Genomic DNA, 20924 nt, shown 5'->3' on the forward strand with positions numbered 1-20924 from the left:
CCGAAATTATAACCCCGTCCCGATAACTATCGTCACAGAACACATCGCCCCTATGCTCATATGACAGAGGATTTTTACGACCTTCTCGAGATCCCGCCCGACGCCTCCCAAGACGAGATCAAGGACGCCTATCGCGAACAGGTCCGCGTCTATCACCCCGATCTGAACGACGACGACCGCGCGCAGGCTCAGTTTACCGCGGTCAAAACGGCCTACGACATCCTCGGCGATCCGGTCGAACGGCAGGCCTACGACCGACTCGGCCACGAGGATTACGTCGCGAAGCGAACCAGCGGCCTCCCCTCCCCCGACGTCTGGAAGAGCGACGACGGAGACGAGGACGACTCGAGCGGCACGGAACTGAGCTATTCGGAATCGGAGACGGCGTCCGCCGAAGCGTCGACCGCGTCATCGTCGTCGGCCGGCGCCGCGGCGTCCAGTTCGTCGACCGGCGGTCGGTCGTCATCGACCGCCGGCTCGAGCGGGACGACGTCGACGGCCGGAACGGCGTCGGCCTCGGCTAGCACCGCCAGCGGTGCCTCGAGTACAGCAAGTACCGGAACTGGATCCGGAACGGGGACGGGGTCCGCCGGCAGTAACGGGTCGGGAACCAGTAACCGAACCGGTGGGTCGGGCGGTGGGTCCGCTCGCGGAACCGCCCGATCCGGCGGGACCGCGACCGGTTCCGGTTCCGGGTCCGGGACCGCCGACGAAGCCGGCAATCCCCTCACTCGCTGGTGGCGGCGACAGAACTTCTCGCTGCCGCTCATCTGGCTCTCCGTCCTCGTCTACGCCGCCGGGCTCGCCCACTTCGGCCTCGAGAATCGGGAGGGTCTCGGCTCGCTCTGGGCCGACCTTCGGGGGATCGGTGCCGACCCCGCCGGGCTCTGGACGCTTCTCTCGGAGAGCCGCCACGGGCTCGAGACGACGCTCGCGTTCGTTCAGGGCGTCGAATTCGTCGCGCCGCCGCTCGAGGCGACGCTGTGGTACGGCGCGCTGGCGGGTGCCGTCGCGCTCGCGCTGGTGAGCCTGCTCGTCGTTCGTGCGGTCACCAGAGAGAACACGTGGGGGAGGCTGACGATCAACGAGACGATCGTCGTCGCGCTCGCGCTGGGGGCGACGACGACGCTGATCGGCGGTCCCCTGCTCGCGGGCGCGGTGCTCATGCCGTTGCTGTTCGGCGTGATCGTCCGCCGGACCAGACGCGGCCCGGGCTGGAAGCCGTCGTACGGCTACGTCCTCCCGGTCCTCGCGCCGCTGGCCGGGTTCGGCATCGCCGCGGCCGGCACGGCGTCGCTCCCGATCGATCTCGCCGCGTTCGTGATCCTCCCGCTCGCGGGCGCGCTGGGACTGCCGCTGCGGGCGACCATCAGAAAGCACTTCGATCGCTGATTTTCCGCCGGGCGGCTCGAGACGGGGCCTCGAGTGACCGACTGTGCCGTGGTGTGACGGCTCGGGCCGCCCGCACTACCGAACGGTTGAAATGCGACAGATGCCAAAGCCTCGCATGGCCAAATACTCGACCGGTTCGTCCGGCGGTGGTGGCGGGACGAACTGCGAACTCTGCGGTGCCGAGAGCAACTCGCTCACGCTCGCATCGGTCGCCGGAGCCGAACTCGAGGTCTGTCCGGACTGTGCGCCCCACGACGATTCCGAGACGCACGGCCGGGACGAGAATCGGAATCGGAGCGAGCAAGACAGCGGTTCGGACGACGAAACCAACCGCAAGCGGAAGGCGGCCCAGAACGTCGCGAAGGCGAACCCGGTCTGGGACGGCGACTCCGAACACTGGGAGAGCGAGGGGACGAACTACGACGACGACCCCCTGCCGTACCTCGTCTCGGACTACGGCGAGGCGCTCGTCGAGGCCCGGCGGGACGCCGGCCTCCAGCGCGAGGAACTCGCCGAGGAACTCGGCGCACCGGCGAAAGACATCCTCGCGGTCGAACAGGGACGCGCGACCCAAGCCGGCGTCGGCGGCGGGCTGATCGAGGCCCTTGAGGAGCGCCTCGACGTGACCCTCGCGGAGTAAGCGAGACTGTTTTCTCGAGTTCGCGACCGTCTCGGCGAGCAGACTTTTAAGCGCCGGCGACAGACTGTGACCGATGACCGGGCAACGGGCGGCAGCGGAGCCGTACGCCACGCGGTTCGAGACCGAGGTGACGTCGATCGACGGCCGGCGGGTCTGGCTCGAGCGCAGTCACTTCTTCGGTGCGAGCGGCGGACAGCCGGCCGACCGCGGAACGATCGGCGATATCGCGGTCGCGGACGTGCAGTTCGTCGACGGCGAACAGGTCCACGTGCTGGCCGAGGAGCCGTCGTTCAAGCCGGGCCACCGCGTCCTCTGTTCGGTCGACTGGTCCTTTCGGATGTACTGCATGCGAGCCCACACCGCCAGTCACGTCCTCGTCGGGGCCGCCCGGCGACTGCTCGAGGAGTCGACCTACGCCGGCCTCGAGATCGGACCCGAGACGGTTCGCGTCGACCTCGAGACGTCCGCGGCCCTCGACGACGAGACGCTGATCGAACTGGACGAGGCCGTCAACCGCGTCGTCTGGGAGTCGCGGCCGGTGGCGTGGGACGACGTGCCGATCTCGGAGGCGCGCGAGCGCGACGGGATCACCTTCGACGCCGAGGGGGCCGACGCGGGCGCGGTACGAAAGGGTCGAGTCCGCCTCGTCACGATCGAAGACGAGCCCGACAACCGGAGCGGGAACCGCCTCTCCGGGGCGACCAGCCCGACGGACCCGTGGGACGTGTCGGCCTGTAGCGGCACCCACGTCCGGAACACCCGCGAAGTCGGCCCCGTGACGGTGCTTGGCCGCTCGAGTCCCGACGCGGGCGTGACCCGAATCGAATTCGCCGTCGGCCCACAGGCGATCGATCGACGGACCGCAGAGAAGCGGGCCGCTTTCGCCGCGACATCGGCATTGGATGTCGATCTCGAGGAGGTCGGCGACGAACTCGAGCGCGTGCGACCCGCCAGCGGGCGACAGTAACGGCAAGGGGTGCAGGCGACGGCTCTCGCAAGCGACGAATTCATATCTGCGCGCTTCCACCGCTCGACCAACGGTGTCGAGACCTCCTCCCGGAGGTAGAAACTATTACTAACTTACGAGTGAATTTGTTCCCATGGGAGTCGATTACTCGCAGTTGCACGATCCGAACGCCGAGTACACGATGCGCGACCTCTCGGCAGAAACGATGGGCGTCACGGGCGAGCGCGGCGGCGGCCGAGACGTCGAGATAACGGACATCCAGACGACGATGATCGACGGGAACTTCCCGTGGACGCTGGTCCGGATCTACACCGATTCCGGCATCGTCGGCACGGGCGAAGCCTACTGGGGCGCCGGCGTCCCGGAACTGATCCAGCGGATGACGCCGTTCCTCGTGGGCGAGAACCCGCTCGACATCGACCGGCTGACCGAACACCTCGTCCAGAAGATGTCCGGCGAGGGCTCGATCGGCGGCGTCACCGTCACCGCGATCTCGGGCATCGAGGTCGCCCTGCACGATCTGGCCGGGAAGATCCTCGAGGTCCCAGCCTATCAGCTGCTGGGCGGCAAGTACCGCGACGAGGTCCGCGTCTACTGTGACTGTCACACCGAGGACGAGGCCGACCCCGACGCCTGCGCCGACGAGGCCGAACGCGTCGTCGAGGACCTCGGCTACGACGCCCTGAAGTTCGACCTCGACGTGCCCAGCGGCCACGAGAAAGACCGCGCGAACCGCCACCTCCGCGAGCCCGAAATCGAGCACAAGGCCGAAATCGTCGAGAAGGTCACCGAGCGCGTCGGCGACCGCGCCGACGTCGCCTTCGACTGCCACTGGACCTTCTCCGGCGGCAGCGCGAAACGGCTCGCGAAGCGCCTCGAGGAGTACGATATCTGGTGGCTCGAGGACCCCGTCCCGCCGGAGAACCACGACGTCCAGCGGGAGGTCACCCAGAGCACGTCGACGCCGATTACCGTCGGCGAGAACGTCTACCGAAAGCACGGCCAGCGCCGCCTGATCGAAGAGCAGGCGCTGGACATCGTCGCGCCGGACATGCCCAAGGTCGGCGGCATGCGCGAGACGCGGAAGATCGCGGATCTCGCGGACATGTACTACGTCCCTGTCGCGATGCACAACGTCGCTTCGCCCGTGGCGACGATGGCCGGGTCCCACGTCGGCGCGGCGATTTCGAACTCGCTGGCCGTCGAGTACCACTCCTACGAACTCGACTGGTGGGAGGACCTCGTCGAGGAGGACGTCATCGTGGACGGCTACATCGAGATCCCCGAGGAGCCCGGACTGGGCGTCACGCTCGACATGGACGTTGTCGAGGAGCACATGGTCGAGGGCGAGGAGCTGTTTGACGAGGCGTAAGCCGACGTCAAGCCAGCAAATCTCCGATTTGCGTTGTTCGACGCGGCGTAAGCCGCGTCGAGCTCGGAAGGCGAGCATCGGAAGTCTTCCGCTGTTCGACGAAGCGTAGATAGCCCTTCGGGCGGATACCGACGCAGGGCAGCCATCTTGTACGGACGACGTTTCTCGGGTCCGATCGCCGCTCGAGGTGCGTGCCACTGACCGCGGCTGCTTTTTCGATCGTGAGTAAATTTATTGGGGCCGGGGACAGACGGTTCGCCGTATGGAACGTCTCGCCGGACGGAGTAGACGGTTCGCGAGCGAGCGTCGAACGGCGGTCGCAGGAGGGACGGACGAATGACCGAGAAGCGGGCAGTCAGAGAGCGGATCACCGAGAGCGGTGTCATCGCGGTCCTCCGGGGCATCGACGAGGACCAAATCGTGCCGGTCGCTCGAGCGATCCACGACGCCGGCGTCGACGCGCTCGAGATCACGGCGGACGGGACGCGTGCGATCGAGCAGATCGCCGCAGTCGACCGGGAATTGGCTGACACCGACGCGGTCGTCGGGGCGGGGACCGTCCTCGACGCGCCGACCGCACAGGCCGCGATCGACGCGGGCGCCGAGTTCGTCGTTTCGCCCCACACCGACCCGGACGTGGTCCGGACCTGCAACCGCCGCGGCGTCCTCGTCGCGCCCGGCGTCATGACGCCGACGGAGGCCGTGACGGCGATGGAAGCCGGCGCGGACCTCCTCAAGATGTTCCCCGCGTCGACGGTCGGACCGGGCCACATCGGCGCGCTCGCGGGGCCGCTGGGCGATATCGACATCGTTCCGACGGGCGGCGTCTCCCGGGACAACGTCGACGACTTCTTCGACGCCGGCGCGGTGGCCGTCGGTGCCGGCGGTGCCATCGTGGACGATTCGGCCGTCGCCGACGGCGACATGGACCGAGTCCGAGAGACGGCCGCCTCGTTCGTCGAGGCAGTCGACGAAGCGCGACGCGAGTAGTCGACCGGGACGCTCGGCGACCGCGTTGCGAACAACCCCGAACCGATCGGCTGTTGCTGGGAGCCGTTTTATACCGTTCGTCGGGGTGGCAATGGGCGTGACCTCAGATCCAGACCACTGCACTCGCAGACGGCTACTGCGTGCGACCGGCGTCGTCGGTGCGGCCGGGGCCGCCGCGGCGTTCGGGCTCGGCGGCTCCGGGTCCGGTGTCGCACAGAACGAGTCCGCCGACTCGAACGCGTCGAACGAGACGGGAGGGCCGGCGGAGTCCGAGGTCGGCAGCGAGTATGCAGCGGTGTACCGCGATACGATCGACTCCGTCGTTCTCGTTACCGTCACCGGGACGAGCGGGCCCGGAACCGGCGGCGGTGGACTCGGAACCGGGTTCGTCATCGACGACGAATACGTCCTGACAAACAACCACGTCGTCGAGGCCGCACGCGAGGGCGGTATCGAACTCCAGTTCAGTAACGAAGAGTGGCGAGCCGCGTCGATCGTCGGGACGGACGCCTACAGCGACCTCGCCGTCCTTCGCGTCGAGGACATGCCCGAGGTCGCGTCCGGTCTGTCCCTTGCCGAGTCCGAACCGATCATCGGTCAGGAGGTGCTCGCGATCGGCAACCCGCTCGGGCTCGACGCGTCGGTCTCGCAGGGGATCGTCAGCGGTACCGGCCGCTCGCTGCCCAGTCCCACCGGGTTCTCGATCCCGGCCGCGATCCAGACCGACGCGCCGATCAACCCCGGGAACAGCGGCGGGCCGCTGGTGAGCCTCGAGGGGGAGGTACTCGGCGTCGTCTTCGCCGGCGCCGGCCAGACCATCGGATTCGCCATCTCCGCAGCGCTGGCGAACCGCGTCGTTCCCGCACTCATCGAGGACGGATCGTACGACCACGCCTACTTGGGCGTCGGCGTCCAGCCCGTCGGTCCGGAAATCGCCGCCGAAATCGGCCTCGAGGAAGCGACCGGCGTACTCGTCATGGAAGTCGTCCCCGACGGCCCCGCCGACGGGACCCTCCAGCCGGCCAGTACCACTCGGCCGGGCAGCGGTGACGTAATCGTCGCTATTGACGGCCAAGCGATCCCGAATCAGCCGGCGCTCTCGTCGTATCTCGCGCTCGAGACGTCGCCCGGTGACACGATCGAACTCGAAATCGTCCGCGACGGAGAGCACCAGACCGTCGAGGTCACCCTCGAGGAGCGGCCGGAAGCCGAGCAGCCGCGGACCCCGATCGGCGGCCCGCGCGAGGAGCCGCCGACCACGGATCCCTAATCGACATCAGCCACCCGCTCGAGAACGGATCGCTTCGCTGCGAGTCGCCGATCTCAGCCTGCTTCCTCGTCCGCGTCGGATTCGTCTGCCGCCTCGGCTTCCTCGAGGTCATCCGCGTCCTCGCGGGGCGCGTTCTGGGTTCCGAGGTCGCCGTCGCCCTCGTCGACCTCGTCCGGATCGCGGTCGATCCGCTCGAGTTCGTCCTCGATTTCGGCCTCTCGTTCCGCCTCGTACTCGTTTGCTCTGTCGGAATCGTCTTCAGCCATGCAGAGGCGTTCGACCTCGAGCGGTTTGGACGCGGGGCCGTCGAGTGCAACGTCGCCGACAGCGCCGGGCGCCCGGCCGCGGACGTTCACGAGACACGAAAGACAGATAAAAGACCCCACGCTGTGAATAGACAGATATGGACGTTCCGTACGACCTCACCTCGTACATTCGGGTGTTGAAAATGGCGACGACACCCACTACTAACGAGTTCTTCCAGGTGTCGAAAATCGCCGGTGCAGGGATCCTCCTGGTCGGTCTCATCGGATTCCTCATCGGTGCGATCATGCTGTTACTGCCGGGTGGCATCTAATGGGAATCTTTGCTGTCAAAACGACGGCGAGTCAAGAACGCACCGTCGCGGACATGATCATCAACCGCGAGGAGCCGGAGATCCACGCCGCGCTCGCCCCCGACTCGCTGACCTCCTACGTGATGGTCGAAGCCGAGGGGAACGCGGTCCTGAACCGCGTCCTCGAGGACATTCCCCACGCGCGCAGCATCGTCCCCGGCAAGTCGGATATTTCGGAAGTCGAGCACTTCCTCTCGCCGAAGCCGGATGTGGAGGGGATCGCCGAGGGCGACATCGTCGAACTCATCGCCGGCCCGTTCAAGGGCGAGAAAGCGCAGGTCCAGCGGATCGACGAGGGCAAGGATCAGGTCACCGTCGAACTGTACGAGGCGACGGTTCCGATTCCCGTGACGGTGCGGGGCGACCAGATTCGCGTACTCGACAGCGACGAACGGTAGTTCGTCGGACCATGCGAACGGGTTCGCAGCACCCGAGAGCAGCGAGCACCGAGGGAGTCTTAACTACAGTTTGCGAGCAACGATAGTCCTACACGGCGAGAATATCAGTCGCGGCCCCAACACGGCCAACTCCGAGACCGCTCGTTACCGCTTCAGTTCCGTCGCGATCGCTTGCATGTTCGCCTCCGACTCGATCTCCTCGAGCAGCTCTTCGCGTTCCCGGACTTCCTCGGAACTGGCACCGTAGGCGCGGACGTACTCGGCGCGGCTGTGGTCGGTAAAGGCGTGACGGATCGCGAGGTAGCCGTCGGGGACGACGGTCCCACAGACCTTACACTCGCGGCGCTGGTGCTCCGTCGCCTGATGGACGACGGCCGACTCGACGTCCTCGAAGACTGCTCCACAGCCGTCGATCCCGCATTCCCATGCCATTCGATACTGCCACTCGAACGGCCGTCCTAATGATCCTTTCGCAGCGATACCCCTCGGCCGGAAGCGGTGTGCCCGACAGCCCTTCGTCCCTGCGGCCCGTCCCCTCGAGATATGCCGGCGACTAACAGGTCGACGCTGGCCGCGTTCGACGCCGACCGCGTGCGCCGTGTCGTCCAAGAGACGGTGTCCGGCCCGCTATACGCCTTCTGTGAGTACGACACGGAGTCGTTTCGACCGCTCTATATCGACGATCGAACGATCTCGATGTACGACAGCCGCGAGGCGATGCTCGAGCACTTCGAGCGGATCCACACGAACGTCCACATGGACTTCATGCAGAGCAAACTCTTCCGGAATACGCTGTTTCCCGAGGCCGAACGAGTCGAGTACATCACCACGTCGATGGACTTCCTGAAGATCCTCCGGGTCTACGTCGGCGACGACGGGCTGTTCATCTCGATCGACCCGGACGAGCCCGTCGTTCCCATCGTCGACGCGATCAAGGAGACCCTCGAGTGGCCGCCGAATCAGAATTCATAACTCGGCTGTCCCGGAAGTGGTGTTCGTGACCGATGGAGTGACGTTTCGAATCGACTGTCACGTGAAGGTGCTCTCCGATCGCGTCGTCGAGCGAGCCAAACGAGCCGGCCTCGACGCGATCGTCTACGCGCCCCACTTCACCCGCCTCCCGGAGATCCGCGAGCGGGCGGCCGCGTATTCCAGCGAGGACCTTCTGGTGATCCCCGCCCGCGAGGTGTTTACCGGGACGTGGCGGAACCGAAAACACGTCCTCGCGATCGGCCTCGAGGAGCCCGTCCCGGACTTCATCCCGCTCGAGGCGGCGATGGCCGAATTCGAGCGACAGGACGCGACGGTGCTCGTCCCCCATCCGGGCTTTGCGAACGTGAGTCTCGGCGAGGGAGACATCCGGACGCACGCGGAGACGATCGACGCGATCGAGATTTTCAACCCGCGTCACCTCCCGCCGGACAATCGCCGCGCGCGGAAACTGGCCGACGAGCTCTCGATGCCGCCGTTTACCTCCTCGTACGCCCATCTCCCCCGATCCGTCGGCGTGGCCCACACCGAATTCGACGCGGCCATCGAGAGCGAGAACGATCTCGTGACCGCGCTCGAGGACGGCATCGCTCGCCGTGTCGTCTACGACAACGGCTTCGATCGGTGGGCGACGACGGCGGCGGAACTGGGCCATCTCGTCTACGAGAACACGTGGAAGAAGGTCGATCGGCTGTTCCTCTCGGGGACGGAGCCGACGCATCCACAGCACATCGCCTACGACGGCCGGTTCGACGACGTTGCCGTCTATTAGCGCTCTCCTCGTCCAGTCGCGATTCCGCGTTCTCCGTTCTTTCGTTCGATAGCGGCGTCCTTATGCATCAGATCTCCGAGAGCGTCGCTGCGACCCGTTCCCAGTGACTGCCGCGCCAGAAGTATTGCCCGCAGTCGCGACAGACCCACATCTCGACCGCCGCGGGGTCGGGAGCGTACGCCGGCGTCGAAGCTGCCGGGTCGACATCCGCGAGCGGCCCGTTACAGCGGCCACAGAACGCAGGTTCGGCGGCCGGCGAGAGGTCGAGCCCCGCAGCGTCTAGTTCGGCGAGTTGGGCGTCGACCTCGCGGGACTCGAGCAGGATCGCCTCGTCGGCACGACCCGCGAGTTCGATGTCTCGAGTGACGACCGTTCGGCCCTCGTCCCGGGCGACGGCGAGCAGGTCGTCGTCGGCCTCGAGCCCGCGGTCGCCGGCGTCGGCGGTATCGTAGTTGCATATTCGCAGGTAGGCGACGAGCCCGCCGCACATGACATCGAGGAGGAGTCGCATCGGTTTGGTGCGTTCTCAGGGGAAGGTCAGAATCGATCAGTGGAGGAACTCGCGCAGGTCCCCGACCGCCCACGTGTTGATCACGTCGGCCGGTTCGGCCCACCCGCGACGTGCCGTGTGGACGCCCCAGCGCATGTACTCGAGCGTCGAGGGCTGGTGGGAGTCCGTGTTGACCGAAATCGGCGCGCCCTCCTCGAGGGCGGCTTGGACGGCGCTACCCCACAGATCCAGCCGGCGGGGATTGGCGTTGACCTCGAGTGCGGTGTCGTGGGCGGCGGCCGCTTCCCCGAGCGCGGTCGCGTCGAACTCGAGGCCGGAGCGTTCGTTGAGCAGGCGGCCGCTGGGATGGCCCAGTACGTCGATCGCAGGGTTCTCGATGGCGTGGACGAGCCGCTCGGTGGCGGTTTCGGCGTCCTGATCGAGCGCGCTGTGGGTCGAGGCGACGATCACGTCCAGCGTCTCGATCACCTCCGCGGAGAGGTCGATCTCGCCGTCGGCGTCGACGTTCGCTTCGATGCCAGCGAAGACCTCGATCTCGGCCTCCTCGCCGATCGCGCGGATCTCCTCGGCGTACTCGAGGATCTCGGTATCGGAGAGCCCCATGCCGCCGACGATCCCGGGCCCCTCGGCGTGGTCTGCGATGCCGAAGTAGTCGTAGCCCCGCTCGGCGGCGGCCTCGACCATCGCGGCAACGTCGGTGTTGCCGTCGGACCACTCGGTGTGGCTGTGCAGGTCGCCGCGGATATCGTCTCGAGTGATCAGCGCCGGCAACTCGCCGCGTTCTGCGGCGGCGATCTCGCCCCGATCCGTTCTGAGTTCCGGCGGGATCCACGGCAGGCCGAGCGCGTCGTACATCCCCTCCTCGGTCTCGCCGGCGACGCGCTCGCCGACACGTTGCCCGCTCTCCGGGTCCTCGATTTCGTCGTCGGACTCCGTCCGACTGCTCGAGGCGCGTAGCGCCTCGCTGCTTACATCGAAGGCGCCGTACTCGTTGAGTTTCATCCCGCGGTCGATCGCGTAGTTGCGCAGGGCGACGTTGTGGTCCTTGCTCCCCGTGAAGTACTGCAGAGCGGAGCCGAACTCCTCGGGGACGACCACGCGCAGATCGACGCGACTCTCGCCGATGCGGATGCTCGCCTTCTCGGGCCCGGATTCGATCTCGTCGTCGACCGAATCCCATCCGACGAACGCCTCGACGACATCCTCGCCGGCGTCGGTCGCCGCGAGCACGTCCACGTCGCCGATCGTCTCGCGCCACCGGCGGATCGACCCCGCCACCTCGCAGCGCTCGACCGCGTCGATCGACTCGAGGAACTCGAGCACGTCGTCGGCGAGCGGCCGCGCCTCGCCGAGCAACTGGCGCTGGCCGACGGTCCGGGCGAACTCGAGGTTGTCGAGGATGTTCTGTTCGGTCTTCGGGCCGAACCCCTTGACCGCCTGTACCTCGCCGGCCTCGGCGGCCGCCTCGAGGTCGTCTAACGTCTGGACCCCGAGTTCGCGGTAGAGCTTCCCCGCGGTCTTGGGGCCGACGCCCTCGATGCGGGTGATGTCGGCGATATCGATCGGGAGATCGGCCTGCAGTTCCTCGAGTTCGTCGATCGAGCCGGTCTCGACGTACTCGATAATCTTCGAGGAGATGGCGTCGCCGACCCCGTCGATGTTCTCGACGGTCTCGTGATCGCCGGCCTCGATCCGATCGGCGAGCGGCGACGGGTGCGAGCGGATGTTCTCGGCCGCGCGCCGGTACGCGCGGGGTTTGTAGTCGACGCCGTCGGCCTCGAGCAGGTCGGCGAACTCCTCGAAGCGGGCGGCGAGTTCGGCGTTGGTCGTCATCGTCCCCTCCGGGAACTCGTGTCGTCGTCCTGCCCCAGCGCCTTCTTGAGGAACGACATCCAGCGCTTGCGGTCCTGGGCCTGCTGGACCTGCTGCTCGCGCTCTAAGTCCGTCGGCCCCAGACTCTCGAGGGCGTTTAACGCCCGGTCGATGCCGATGATGCTCTGGGCGAGTTCGTCGCCCACCTCGCGGCTGATGTCGTCCTCCTCGATCCGCTCGAGTCGCTCGAGCCGCTCGCGTCGCAGGTTCCGCTTTGCCTGCTCGACGCGGTCGCGTTCGCCGGCCGGGACCGTCTCGCGGCGCTTGATCTCGAAGACGAACGTCCGGAGATCGATCTCCTCCCCTTGGACCGTGATCGTCTCCGGGATGTCCGCGCCGACGGTCGCGCCCTCGCGCTCGACGCGCTCGAGCAGTTGCTTGCGCTCGTACTCTTGCACGTCCGAAGATGGGGGACGGGGAGGCAAAAATGTACAGTCTACACGGAACTGTCACCAGCGCCGGCGGCCCGGACGCGAGCGTTAGGCCGTTCGCACGCGGTAGCCCTATATGACGGTCAAACCCCAAATCCCTTAGCGGCTCCCCACATACCCCCGGTCAATGGCCAAGTGCGACGTGTGTGGGAAGGACGAAAACATGCCGTACAACTGTCGGCACTGCGGCGGGACCTTCTGTGCCGACCACCGGCTCCCCGAGAACCACGACTGCTCGGGGCTGCAAAACTGGAACGATCCACAGGGCGTCTTCGACAGCGGCTTCGACGACAGCGTCAGTTCCGGTGGGAGCACCTCCCGGGCCTCGAGTCTCACGGACAAGCTTCCGATCGATACCGGTCCGGGCGGGCCGCTCGCGTACTTCCGCGGGAACGCGACCTACACGTTCCTCGCGTTGATGTGGCTGACGTTCCTCGCCCAATGGGCCACGCTATTGACCGCGGGTCCGTCCCTCCACCAGTCGCTGTTCATGCTGACATCGGGGAATATCGAGTACGTCTGGACGTGGGTCACATCGATCTTCGCTCATAGCCCGTACAGTTTCATGCATATCGTCGGGAACAGCATCGTGATATTCTTCTTCGGACCGCTCGTCGAGCGCTACGTCGGGTCCCGGAACTTCTCGATCCTGTTCATCGTCAGCGGCGTCCTCGCCGGACTCGGCCAAATCGGGATCACGGCCGCACAGGGAAGTTCGACTGCCGTCCTCGGAGCCAGCGGTGCCGCACTCGCGATTCTGGGCGTGTTGACGGTCCTGAACCCCGGGCTCAAGGTGTACCTCTACTTCATTCTCCCGGTTCCGATCTGGCTGCTCACCGCCGGCTACGCGTTCATCAGCGTCGCATTCCTCGGAGTCGGTAGTGGTGGTGCCGGCGGCATCGCCCACATGGCCCACCTCGTCGGCCTCGTGATCGGCCTCGCCTACGGCGAGTACGTCAAGCGAAACCGGAACGTCAGCGCGCCGAACCAGCTCCAGTTCGGCGGTGGCGGCCCCGGGGGTCCGGGCGGTCCCGGCGGTCCGGGCGGTCGCCGTCGGTTCTGATACTTCGACCCGTCCGCGGGACCGTCGTCTCACCACAACCCCGCAACTGATTTTTACCCGGCGTCTATTCGCACTCAGATGAGTCAGCCTCGTCCCGATCTCGCCCCCGACGCCGGCCTCTCGCGCGATGAGATGGAAGCGCTTCAGCGCGAGATCGCCGACGCCGCCGTCTTCGAAGACGCATTCGCGTTCGACTCCGACACGATCTCGAACCCGCTCGCGACGACCTCGAGCGGGGGACGACCGCCGGTCGTCGTCGGCGTCGACCAGTCGTTTCTCACGAACGATGACGGCGATCAGGACCGCGCGCTGAGCGCCGTCGTCGCGATGCGTGGCGGCGAGGTCATCGAGCGCGTCTTCGCCGTCACGCCCCTCGAGATTCCCTACATCCCCGGCCTCCTCTCCTTTCGCGAAGGGGACCCGATCCTCGCGGCGCTCGAGGAGTTGTCCGTCGACCCGGACCTGTTCCTGTTCGACGGCAGCGGTCGCATCCACTTCCGGCAGGCCGGCATCGCGACCCACATGGGCGTGGTCAGGGACGTGCCGAGTATCGGCGTCGCTAAGAGCCTGCTCTGTGGGTCTCCCCGCGGAGATACCGACGACCTCCCCGAAGGGACGACGGTCGGCATCGAATCGAACTCCAGAGTCGACGCGCCCGACGGGACCCTGCTCGGCTACGCCGTCCAGACCCGACAGTACGACTCGCCGAACAGGTACATCAACCCGCTCTACGTCAGCCCCGGCCACCGCGTCGGCCCCGACACGGCGGCCGATATCGCGCTCGCGCTTTCCTCGTCGTACAAACTCCCGGAGCCGGTCCGACTCGCGGACAAGTACGCCGACGACGCGAAGAAGAGCCTCGACGAGTAGACTCCGCCACTGTTCGCCGGCTACAACTGACCGTTGAACCGCCTGCGGTGGGTGGGACTGAAACGAGCGGTCGAGTCGGTCGAATCTCGTCCGAATCTGAAAATTACGGTCAGCGCGACAAACCGTCGATACTTAGGTATCGTCTCTCGAACCCGTCACACATGGCCACCGCTGAGGACGTCGAGAGGACAGCCGATGACGGGCCGGACGGGACCGTCGTCGAGGACGATCACGACCGCGAGACTGCCGGGACCGACGACGACCGCTACACGCGCAAGCAGTCGGTCCTCATCACCGGCTGCTCGTCGGGGATCGGCCGCGCGACTGCGCGGGCCTTCCTCGCCGAGAACTGGCAGGTCTTCGCGACGGCGCGCAACGTCGACGACATCGCGGCCCTCGGAGAGGCGGGCTGTGAAACCCTCGAGTTGGACGTTACCGATCCCGAACAGGTCGCGTCGGTCGTCGAGCGGGTCGTCGACATCGCCGGCGCGATCGACTGCGTCGTCAACAACGCCGGCTACGCCCAGATGGGGCCGCTCGAGGACGTCGCGACGGTCGACCTCCACCGGCAGTTCGACGTCAACGTCTACGGCCCCCACCGACTCACCCGTGCCGCGCTGCCGCACATGCGCGCACAGGGTGCGGGCCGGATCATCAACGTCTCGAGCGTCATCGGTCGGATCTCGTTCCCCGGTGCGGGTTCCTACGCCGGCTCGAAACACGCGCTCGAGGCGATGAGCGACTCGCTGCGCGCCGAGGTCGACGAGTTCGGAATCGACGTCGTCGTGATCGAGCCCGGCCCGGTCGAGACGAACTTCACCGACCGCGTCGACGAGGAACTGCCCGAAGACGAGCGGACGCCGGCCTACGAGTCGCTGTACGACCTCTACGACGAGGCCCAACTGATCGGCGGCGGGGGCAGTGGTCCGTTCGCGTCCGACCCCGAAGACGTCGCGAAAGCGATCGTCGAATCCGCGACCAGCCCCGATCCGCCGGCGCGGTACCCGGTCGGACCGCTCGCCCAGTACGGCGTCTACGCGCGCTACCTGCCGGATCGACTGCGCGATGCGGTCTACGGCATTCTCCGAAAACTCGTCTGAATCGCCGCTCGCCGGACGGACGGCCGCCTATCCGTCGTCACTATCGTATCGCTCGGCCGCCGACTCGAATCCCAGTTCCGACTGTTCGCGGCCGCGACGCTCCTCGAGCGCGGCGATCGCGTCGGGTTCGGGCGCGGCGTCGTCGGTGATCCGCGCCCAGGAGTTGTGGACTTTCGCGTGGCACCACCGACAGAGGTAGATCGTGATCTCGTGGGAGAGAGTCTCGCCGTCGCGCGCATACGAGAGGTGGTGTTCCTCGAGCAACGGGCGTTCGTCGTCGTGGGCCATTCGCTTTTCTTCGAGCCCGCAGCGGACGCACTCGCGGTCGCGGTTGCGCGAGCGGAAGTGCGGGCAGTCGGCCCACGACCAGTCCGATTCGGGGTCGACCACAGGACACGCGTAGTCGTCGGCTGCGCGATCGCGACCGAATTCCGGGTCGTGTCCGTAGTGCTCGAGGGCGTACCGACACTGTCCCTCGCCGGTGAGGTAGTCACAGAGCCCCGCGAACTCGTAGGGGTCGTCGACGCCGACCGAGGTTCCTTGCGGCGTTTTCTCCATCGTCGCTCGGCCGTCCTTGGGGCACCGAGTAGTTGAAGGTGGCGTCCGGCGGCTGCGGTTCGACACGGAAAGCTAGAATATGTCACGGTTACAACTCGAATCCATGAGCGGATCGAACTCGGTCACAGTCGCTGCCGTCGTCGTCGCCGGATGGATCGTCCTCGAGTTCGCGCTTCGACGCGGCCTCGTCCTCGCCGGGGCTGCCGTCGGCGTTGACCCGGGGCTGGTCGACGCCCTCGTCCTCGCGATCGGCTTCCCAGCCATCGCGGCGGTCCTCTCTCGGTACGCGCTCGAGCGGGGACAGGACCGCGAGCGGTGGGGCTGGGACTGGACGCCGCGAGCCCTCGGAGCCGGCGTCCTCGCGGCGGTCGTCGGCTTCGTGCTGGTCGCCGGTGCGGCACAGGTCGATTCGGCGCTGTTCGGCCTCGACGAGAGCGCGACGACGCGCGGCGACGGACTGCCCGCGGCGATCGCGCTCCTGTTGCTCGTCGGGAACGGACTCGTCGTCCCGATCGCGGAGGAGCAGGTCTGGCGGGGGATCGTCCAGACGAACCTCGTCGACGGCTGGGGCGTCCCTGCGGGGATCGCGGTGACGGCGGTCCTGTTCGCCGGCAAGCACGTGATCGTGGATCTGTCGGTGATCCGCATCACGACGCTGCTGACCCTGGGCTTCCTCTTCGGGATCGTCCGTCATCGGTGGGGAACCGCCAGCAGCACGGTGACACACGTCCTGATCAACACCGTCTCGACGGTCGGTCTCGTCGCGGCGGCGTTCGGCTGATCGCGCCCGATCGACGGCGAGAGTGGGCCGGCGTCCGCGGTTCCGACCGCCCCGACCGACCGCCATCGGCGGGAAGGTTTTTGCTGTCGCCGTTCCGACTCGAGGGCGTGCGACTCGTCCACGACCCGGTCTCTGCCGACGACGAATCCAGCGATGACGATACCGACCGCGACGCTCGGGTACTGGCGACGCAGGTCGACCTCGCGGACTCGATCGTGAGCCAGACGCTGGGGCTCATGTTCCGCCGATCGATTCCGGACGACTACGCGCTGGCGTTCCAGTTCGGGTCGGCGAAGACGCGGGACCTCCACATGCTGTTCGTCTTCTTCCCCATCGACGCCGTCTGGATCGCCGACGGCGTCGTCCAGCGGGTCGAGACGCTCCGTCCGTGGCGGAGCTTCGCTCGCGCGGAAGCGGACCTGATCGTCGAATTCCCCGCCGGCACCGCGGCCGATGTCGAACCCGGCGACCGACTGGGTCTCGAGAGCGAGTGAACGGCCGCTGACGACCGAACGCGGCTCACGCTGCGAGCGCAGTGTGGCATCCGAACCCGACCGCATCGATCCGTGACCGGCGGATTTAAGTCAGCATGATACGTTAGCCCACAGTACAATGGCACGAGATTCCGTCTCAACGCCGGACGACGAGGATAGAGGAAGTCGGGGCGACCCGGCTGGATGCGAAATTCTCCGACGAAACTAATCCTACTTCATCACCCGTGCCCGTACCTCACTCCGCCGAACAGACGATCGAATCGGACCGTACAGTGCGCCTTCTCGACACGACGCTTCGCGACGGCGAACAAGCGCCGGGCGTCTCGCTTTCCCCCGACGAGAAAGTCGAGATCGCCCGCTCGTTAGAGCGAGCCGGCGTCTCCGTCATCGAGGCCGGCAGCGCCTGTACCGGTGCGGGTGAGCGACAGGCGATTTCGCGGGTGACCGACCTCGATCTGGACGCCCGCGTCACCAGCTTCTGTCGCGGGATGAAAGGCGACATCGACCTCGCGCTCGAGTGTGACGTCGACGGCGTCCACATCGTCGTCCCCGCCAGCGACCGTCACGTCGAGGGCAAGGTCGGCACCTCCCGCGAGGACAACCTCGAGAAAACCGCCGAACTCGTCGCCTACGCGAAAGACCACGACCTCTGGGTCGAGGTCATCGGCGAGGACGGCTCCCGGGCGGATCTGGACTACCTCGAGGAGCTAGCCGAAACGTCGCTCGACGCGGGTGCGGATCGGTTCTGCTTCGCCGACACCGTCGGCCACACGGGGCCGGAACACACCTACGAAGCCGTCTCCCGACTCGCCGAACTCGGCCCGGTCAGCGCACACACCCACGACGACCTCGGACTGGGCGTGACCAACGCGCTCGCAGCCATCTCCGCCGGTGCAGACCTCGTTCACTGCACCGTCAACGGGCTGGGCGAGCGCGCCGGCAACGTCGCCTTAGAGGAGGTCGCGATCGCCCTCTCACACGTCTACGACCTCGAGACGCTCGAACTCGAGGAGCTGTACGATCTCGCACAGATCGTCTCTCGGGCGACGGGTATTCAACTCGCGCCGAACAAGGCCGTCATCGGCGAGAACGCCTTCACCCACGAGAGCGGCATCCACACCGACGGCACCCTCAAGGACGACAAGATGTACGAGCCCTACGCGCCCGAGACCGTCGGCCGTGAGCGCCGGCTCGCACTGGGCAAACACACCGGCCGCGCGGGCGTCAAGGCCACCCTCGAGGAACACGGCGTCGAGGCCGACGACGACGAAATCGCCGAGATAGCGGACCGCGTGACCGAACTCGGCGACCGCGGCCGCCGGGTGACCGACGCCGACCTCCTCGCCGTCGCCGAGGACGTGACCGGCGACGACCGCGAGCGCGTCGTCGACCTGCTCGATCTCACCGCCACCAGCGGGGGTGCCGTTCCGACCGCGAGCATCCGACTGGCCGTCGACGGCGAGGAACGCGTCGCCAGCGGCACCGGCTCCGGCCCCGTCGACGCCGCCGTCTCCGCCGTCCGCGAGGCGCTCGGCTCGATGGCCGACGCCGAACTCGAGTCCTATCACGTCGACGCCGTGACCGGTGGGACCGACGCCGTCGTCACCGTCGAGGTGACGATGGTTCGCAACGACCGCTCGGTGACGGTCGCCCGCAGCGAGGCCGACATCACTCGCGCGAGCGTCACGGCGATGGTCGACGCGCTCGACCGACTGCTCGCGTCCGACCAGCAGCCGCTCGCACCGGCCGACGACTGAGCCGACCACTTCGTCCCACTCGTCGGCTGACCCACCATCGTTTTCGACGATCCGGAGCCGATAGTTCGACTCGAGTCGGTCGAATACGCGGGCTTTCGGACAGTCGACCCTGTCGGATCAATAATCAGACATCTATTGGCCTGCCGTCTCACAACGGACTCATGGGGAGCGCGATTCGGTCCGGTATAGTCGGCAATTTCTCCGCGACGGCACCGGGATGACTGCGTCTGGATATGCGGGTCCCTACTGCGATCGTTCAAAACAGTTGCAGGCAGGAAACGGAGTGCCAGCGGTTTACGGCGGCACAAGTATCAGTAGACTGGTTATAACAAATCGTGCAAGTTCGTGACAGTCTGGACGTGATGGAAGATGACCATCAGCGAGACCAATCGACTAGTACCGCCGGCAAGACGACGCGCCGTTCGTACGTTCGACTGCTCGGTGCGCTGGGGCTCGGCGGCGCGCTCACTGGGGTCGCCGCGACGGGTTCACAGAGCGGCGTCGCTGCGGCACAGAGCAACGGTAACGGTACCGGCTCCGCAGGCGGGATCCGCGTCAGCGATTCGGGGACGACGGTCGGCGACGACGTGGCACAGCTGGATTTCGGGGCGTCGCTCTCGGCGACCGAGTCGGGTTCGGACACTGTCACCGTAGGGAGCGAGACGAACCCGAACATCGTCAACGTCCGCGAGGATCTCGGCGTCGAACCCGAGGGGGACGATCTGTGGGCTGCGATCGAGGACCACTACACCTCGTTCGAACCGACGGACCGCAACCACTGCTACGAGATTCCCGCGGGAACGTGGCACGTCGAGACCGACAACATCCACTTCGACGCCCACGAATTCCTCGGCATCGTCGGCGCTCCCTTCGCCGTCCTCGAGGTCGCCGATCAGGACGTCGATCGGCTGATGACCGTCGGATCGCTGGACGCATCGCTTCCCCACGCACAGCGGACCGTCATGCGCGATCTCCAGGTCGACATTCGCGGCGACTACGACGCCGGCATCGCCCGCTGGTTCACCTACCGGTACGGGCACATGGAGAACATTTCGATGCGGGGCAAACGCGACAAGTTCAATCCCCAGTACGGCGGCGATCGGCACACGATTCTGGTCGATGGCGTCCGGCCCTCGACGACCAACGTCATCAGCGGCTGTCACCTCAACAACGGCGATACGAAGTACGACCGATCGACCCACGTCGGTCACGCGATCCCGTTCAGTTCGGACGTCTACAACCACGGCACGAACTACTGGGAAGGCTGTCAGGTATCCGGCTACATCGACAACGGAATCTACGTCTCGGGCGACGACGGCCGAAACATCGTCACCGGCTGCCACGTCCGGAACTGCGCCGGAGCCGGCATCCGAATCGGCCCGAACGACCACGTCCAGGACTGTCAGATCACGATGACCGAACATCCCGGATTCCCGTGGTCCGGCCTCTGGCTCGAGAACGGCGGCGGCCAACTGGTCTCCCAGCTCCTGGTGAACAACCAGATCAAGAAGGACACCGAAATCGTCCGCCTGACACAAGACGGACCCGCTCGACTGACCGATATTCACATCACCGACGAGGGAACCGACGGCCGGGCGATCCGCGTCAACGACAACGACGACGCGCCGACCGCGTTCGACGGCTGTACGATCACCGATCGCTCGAGCCCGTCGACGGCCGATTACGCGGTCTACGTCCGCTCCTCGAACGTCTCTTTCGACGACTGCGAGTTCGATATCGCGCCGCAGTCGTCGACGGATCGACACGGCGTCTTCGTCACCGACGGCGGCGACGATATCGACCGGCTCACGCTCGAGAACTGTACGATCGACGCCGACGGCGCGAGCCTCCGGTTCGCCGAGAGCGGGGCGGACCACACCGTCGAGAGTTCGTTCTTCGAGGGACTCGTCATGAGCGACCCCGAGACGGCCCTCTCGTCGGTGCTGTGGACGGGCAACCGCCACCGCGGCGAGACCGCCTTCCGCGGCGAGCGCTCGCAGTGGCAGGGTGACTTCAACTTCGGATTCGACGTCTGAATCCCGCCGATCGAACGGCGGCGGGACAGCGCATGGACTCGAAC

Annotated in this window: 23 protein-coding genes; 17 read left to right on the forward strand and 6 right to left on the reverse strand. The window is 66.6% G+C overall.

Features of this window, described 5'->3' with window-relative positions:
* Nucleotides 1-60: 60 nt before the first annotated feature.
* The 6 genes from ACT4ML_RS13390 (at nucleotide 61) to ACT4ML_RS13415 (ending at nucleotide 6631) form a co-directional block, all read left to right on the forward strand.
* Entirely contained in the window at nucleotides 61-1392 is a 1332-nt protein-coding gene (locus tag ACT4ML_RS13390; protein WP_444721320.1) for a J domain-containing protein, read from the forward strand.
* Nucleotides 1393-1507: 115 nt separating this feature from the next.
* Nucleotides 1508-2032, forward strand: coding sequence for a helix-turn-helix domain-containing protein (locus ACT4ML_RS13395; RefSeq protein ID WP_444721321.1), 525 nt, complete (start codon nucleotides 1508-1510; stop codon nucleotides 2030-2032).
* A gap of 73 nt (nucleotides 2033-2105) precedes the next feature.
* On the forward strand, nucleotides 2106-2999 hold the full coding sequence (locus ACT4ML_RS13400; RefSeq protein ID WP_444721322.1) for an alanyl-tRNA editing protein: 894 nt from the start codon (nucleotides 2106-2108) through the stop codon (nucleotides 2997-2999).
* A gap of 133 nt (nucleotides 3000-3132) precedes the next feature.
* Nucleotides 3133-4371 (forward strand): mandelate racemase/muconate lactonizing enzyme family protein, encoded by a 1239-nt coding sequence (locus ACT4ML_RS13405; RefSeq protein ID WP_444721323.1) that lies wholly within the window; start codon nucleotides 3133-3135, stop codon nucleotides 4369-4371.
* Nucleotides 4372-4707: 336 nt separating this feature from the next.
* Nucleotides 4708-5361: a bifunctional 4-hydroxy-2-oxoglutarate aldolase/2-dehydro-3-deoxy-phosphogluconate aldolase gene (locus tag ACT4ML_RS13410; RefSeq protein ID WP_444721324.1), complete on the forward strand. Its 654-nt coding sequence runs from the start codon at nucleotides 4708-4710 to the stop codon at nucleotides 5359-5361.
* A gap of 91 nt (nucleotides 5362-5452) precedes the next feature.
* On the forward strand, nucleotides 5453-6631 hold the full coding sequence (locus ACT4ML_RS13415; RefSeq protein WP_444721325.1) for a S1C family serine protease: 1179 nt from the start codon (nucleotides 5453-5455) through the stop codon (nucleotides 6629-6631).
* A 53-nt stretch (nucleotides 6632-6684) separates the two neighbouring features.
* Here ACT4ML_RS13415 and ACT4ML_RS13420 read toward each other — a convergent pair whose 3' ends face one another.
* Complete coding sequence (locus tag ACT4ML_RS13420; RefSeq protein ID WP_444721326.1) at nucleotides 6685-6897, reverse strand: hypothetical protein; 213 nt, start codon at nucleotides 6895-6897, stop codon at nucleotides 6685-6687.
* Between the two features lie 137 nt (nucleotides 6898-7034).
* Here ACT4ML_RS13420 and ACT4ML_RS13425 point away from each other — a divergent pair, with 137 nt between their 5' ends.
* Both ACT4ML_RS13425 and ACT4ML_RS13430 read left to right on the forward strand, forming a co-directional pair.
* Nucleotides 7035-7208 (forward strand): protein translocase SEC61 complex subunit gamma, encoded by a 174-nt coding sequence (locus tag ACT4ML_RS13425; protein ID WP_138244972.1) that lies wholly within the window; start codon nucleotides 7035-7037, stop codon nucleotides 7206-7208.
* Entirely contained in the window at nucleotides 7208-7645 is a 438-nt protein-coding gene (locus ACT4ML_RS13430; protein WP_138244971.1) for a transcription elongation factor Spt5, read from the forward strand. Before ACT4ML_RS13425 ends, ACT4ML_RS13430 begins: the two co-directional genes overlap by 1 nt.
* A 144-nt stretch (nucleotides 7646-7789) precedes the next feature.
* Here the strand turns inward: ACT4ML_RS13430 and ACT4ML_RS13435 are convergent, their stop codons facing one another.
* Nucleotides 7790-8077 (reverse strand): DUF7565 family protein, encoded by a 288-nt coding sequence (locus ACT4ML_RS13435; RefSeq protein WP_444721327.1) that lies wholly within the window; start codon nucleotides 8075-8077, stop codon nucleotides 7790-7792.
* Nucleotides 8078-8188: 111 nt separating this feature from the next.
* Here ACT4ML_RS13435 and ACT4ML_RS13440 point away from each other — a divergent pair, with 111 nt between their 5' ends.
* A complete protein-coding gene (locus ACT4ML_RS13440; RefSeq protein ID WP_444721328.1) occupies nucleotides 8189-8617 on the forward strand; it encodes a hypothetical protein in 429 nt (142 codons plus the stop codon).
* A 37-nt stretch (nucleotides 8618-8654) separates the two neighbouring features.
* Nucleotides 8655-9407, forward strand: coding sequence for a PHP domain-containing protein (locus tag ACT4ML_RS13445; protein ID WP_444721641.1), 753 nt, complete (start codon nucleotides 8655-8657; stop codon nucleotides 9405-9407).
* A 67-nt stretch (nucleotides 9408-9474) separates the two neighbouring features.
* On the opposite strand, the gene ACT4ML_RS13450 is transcribed toward ACT4ML_RS13445, so the two are convergent.
* The 3 genes from ACT4ML_RS13450 to ACT4ML_RS13460 are packed head-to-tail and all read right to left on the reverse strand — an operon-like array spanning nucleotide 9475 to nucleotide 12188.
* Entirely contained in the window at nucleotides 9475-9918 is a 444-nt protein-coding gene (locus tag ACT4ML_RS13450) for a Mut7-C RNAse domain-containing protein (RefSeq protein WP_444721329.1), read from the reverse strand.
* 36 nt (nucleotides 9919-9954) lie between these two features.
* Nucleotides 9955-11751, reverse strand: a complete 1797-nt coding sequence (gene polX / locus ACT4ML_RS13455; protein WP_444721330.1) for a DNA polymerase/3'-5' exonuclease PolX — start codon at nucleotides 11749-11751, stop codon at nucleotides 9955-9957.
* The gene (locus ACT4ML_RS13460; protein WP_444721331.1) at nucleotides 11748-12188 is read right to left on the reverse strand and encodes a DUF5788 family protein; all 441 of its coding nucleotides are present in this window, start codon (nucleotides 12186-12188) and stop codon (nucleotides 11748-11750) included. Before ACT4ML_RS13460 ends, polX begins: the two co-directional genes overlap by 4 nt.
* A 160-nt stretch (nucleotides 12189-12348) precedes the next feature.
* On the opposite strand from ACT4ML_RS13460, the gene ACT4ML_RS13465 reads away from it, so the two are divergent.
* The 3 genes from ACT4ML_RS13465 (at nucleotide 12349) to ACT4ML_RS13475 (ending at nucleotide 15254) form a co-directional block, all read left to right on the forward strand.
* On the forward strand, nucleotides 12349-13284 hold the full coding sequence (locus tag ACT4ML_RS13465; RefSeq protein ID WP_444721332.1) for a rhomboid family intramembrane serine protease: 936 nt from the start codon (nucleotides 12349-12351) through the stop codon (nucleotides 13282-13284).
* A gap of 78 nt (nucleotides 13285-13362) precedes the next feature.
* Nucleotides 13363-14154, forward strand: coding sequence for an endonuclease V (locus ACT4ML_RS13470; protein ID WP_444721333.1), 792 nt, complete (start codon nucleotides 13363-13365; stop codon nucleotides 14152-14154).
* 161 nt (nucleotides 14155-14315) lie between these two features.
* Complete coding sequence (locus ACT4ML_RS13475; protein ID WP_444721334.1) at nucleotides 14316-15254, forward strand: SDR family oxidoreductase; 939 nt, start codon at nucleotides 14316-14318, stop codon at nucleotides 15252-15254.
* A 27-nt stretch (nucleotides 15255-15281) separates the two neighbouring features.
* Here the strand turns inward: ACT4ML_RS13475 and ACT4ML_RS13480 are convergent, their stop codons facing one another.
* Entirely contained in the window at nucleotides 15282-15812 is a 531-nt protein-coding gene (locus tag ACT4ML_RS13480) for a DUF7097 family protein (protein WP_444721335.1), read from the reverse strand.
* A gap of 103 nt (nucleotides 15813-15915) precedes the next feature.
* Here ACT4ML_RS13480 and ACT4ML_RS13485 point away from each other — a divergent pair, with 103 nt between their 5' ends.
* The 4 genes from ACT4ML_RS13485 to ACT4ML_RS13500 all read left to right on the forward strand — a co-directional run bounded on the left by ACT4ML_RS13485 (nucleotide 15916) and on the right by ACT4ML_RS13500 (nucleotide 20880).
* The gene (locus tag ACT4ML_RS13485) at nucleotides 15916-16593 is read left to right on the forward strand and encodes a lysostaphin resistance A-like protein (RefSeq protein ID WP_444721336.1); all 678 of its coding nucleotides are present in this window, start codon (nucleotides 15916-15918) and stop codon (nucleotides 16591-16593) included.
* Between the two features lie 107 nt (nucleotides 16594-16700).
* On the forward strand, nucleotides 16701-17087 hold the full coding sequence (locus ACT4ML_RS13490; protein ID WP_444721337.1) for a DUF192 domain-containing protein: 387 nt from the start codon (nucleotides 16701-16703) through the stop codon (nucleotides 17085-17087).
* Nucleotides 17088-17311: 224 nt separating this feature from the next.
* The gene (locus ACT4ML_RS13495) at nucleotides 17312-18844 is read left to right on the forward strand and encodes a (R)-citramalate synthase (RefSeq protein WP_444721338.1); all 1533 of its coding nucleotides are present in this window, start codon (nucleotides 17312-17314) and stop codon (nucleotides 18842-18844) included.
* 335 nt (nucleotides 18845-19179) lie between these two features.
* Entirely contained in the window at nucleotides 19180-20880 is a 1701-nt protein-coding gene (locus tag ACT4ML_RS13500) for a right-handed parallel beta-helix repeat-containing protein (RefSeq protein ID WP_444721339.1), read from the forward strand.
* Nucleotides 20881-20924: the final 44 nt, after the last annotated feature.

This window comes from Natrinema sp. LN54, from assembly GCF_052439245.1.
Lineage (GTDB): Archaea > Halobacteriota > Halobacteria > Halobacteriales > Natrialbaceae > Natrinema > Natrinema versiforme_A.

Excerpts from the sequence above, each read along its gene's own strand:
- ACT4ML_RS13450 (WP_444721329.1), bottom strand. The coding sequence starts at position 9,918 with ATGCGACTCCTCCTCGATGTCATGTGCGGCGGGCTCGTCGCCTACCTG.
- ACT4ML_RS13400 (WP_444721322.1), top strand. The coding sequence starts at position 2,106 with ATGACCGGGCAACGGGCGGCAGCGGAGCCGTACGCCACGCGGTTCGAG.
- ACT4ML_RS13390 (WP_444721320.1), top strand. The coding sequence starts at position 61 with ATGACAGAGGATTTTTACGACCTTCTCGAGATCCCGCCCGACGCCTCC.
- ACT4ML_RS13410 (WP_444721324.1), top strand. The coding sequence starts at position 4,708 with ATGACCGAGAAGCGGGCAGTCAGAGAGCGGATCACCGAGAGCGGTGTC.
- ACT4ML_RS13465 (WP_444721332.1), top strand. The coding sequence starts at position 12,349 with ATGGCCAAGTGCGACGTGTGTGGGAAGGACGAAAACATGCCGTACAAC.
- ACT4ML_RS13420 (WP_444721326.1), bottom strand. The coding sequence starts at position 6,897 with ATGGCTGAAGACGATTCCGACAGAGCAAACGAGTACGAGGCGGAACGA.
- ACT4ML_RS13425 (WP_138244972.1), top strand. The coding sequence starts at position 7,035 with ATGGACGTTCCGTACGACCTCACCTCGTACATTCGGGTGTTGAAAATG.
- ACT4ML_RS13430 (WP_138244971.1), top strand. The coding sequence starts at position 7,208 with ATGGGAATCTTTGCTGTCAAAACGACGGCGAGTCAAGAACGCACCGTC.
- ACT4ML_RS13440 (WP_444721328.1), top strand. The coding sequence starts at position 8,189 with ATGCCGGCGACTAACAGGTCGACGCTGGCCGCGTTCGACGCCGACCGC.
- ACT4ML_RS13395 (WP_444721321.1), top strand. The coding sequence starts at position 1,508 with ATGGCCAAATACTCGACCGGTTCGTCCGGCGGTGGTGGCGGGACGAAC.
- ACT4ML_RS13435 (WP_444721327.1), bottom strand. The coding sequence starts at position 8,077 with ATGGCATGGGAATGCGGGATCGACGGCTGTGGAGCAGTCTTCGAGGAC.
- ACT4ML_RS13405 (WP_444721323.1), top strand. The coding sequence starts at position 3,133 with ATGGGAGTCGATTACTCGCAGTTGCACGATCCGAACGCCGAGTACACG.
- polX (WP_444721330.1), bottom strand. The coding sequence starts at position 11,751 with ATGACGACCAACGCCGAACTCGCCGCCCGCTTCGAGGAGTTCGCCGAC.
- ACT4ML_RS13485 (WP_444721336.1), top strand. The coding sequence starts at position 15,916 with ATGAGCGGATCGAACTCGGTCACAGTCGCTGCCGTCGTCGTCGCCGGA.
- ACT4ML_RS13475 (WP_444721334.1), top strand. The coding sequence starts at position 14,316 with ATGGCCACCGCTGAGGACGTCGAGAGGACAGCCGATGACGGGCCGGAC.
- ACT4ML_RS13470 (WP_444721333.1), top strand. The coding sequence starts at position 13,363 with ATGAGTCAGCCTCGTCCCGATCTCGCCCCCGACGCCGGCCTCTCGCGC.
- ACT4ML_RS13415 (WP_444721325.1), top strand. The coding sequence starts at position 5,453 with ATGGGCGTGACCTCAGATCCAGACCACTGCACTCGCAGACGGCTACTG.
- ACT4ML_RS13480 (WP_444721335.1), bottom strand. The coding sequence starts at position 15,812 with ATGGAGAAAACGCCGCAAGGAACCTCGGTCGGCGTCGACGACCCCTAC.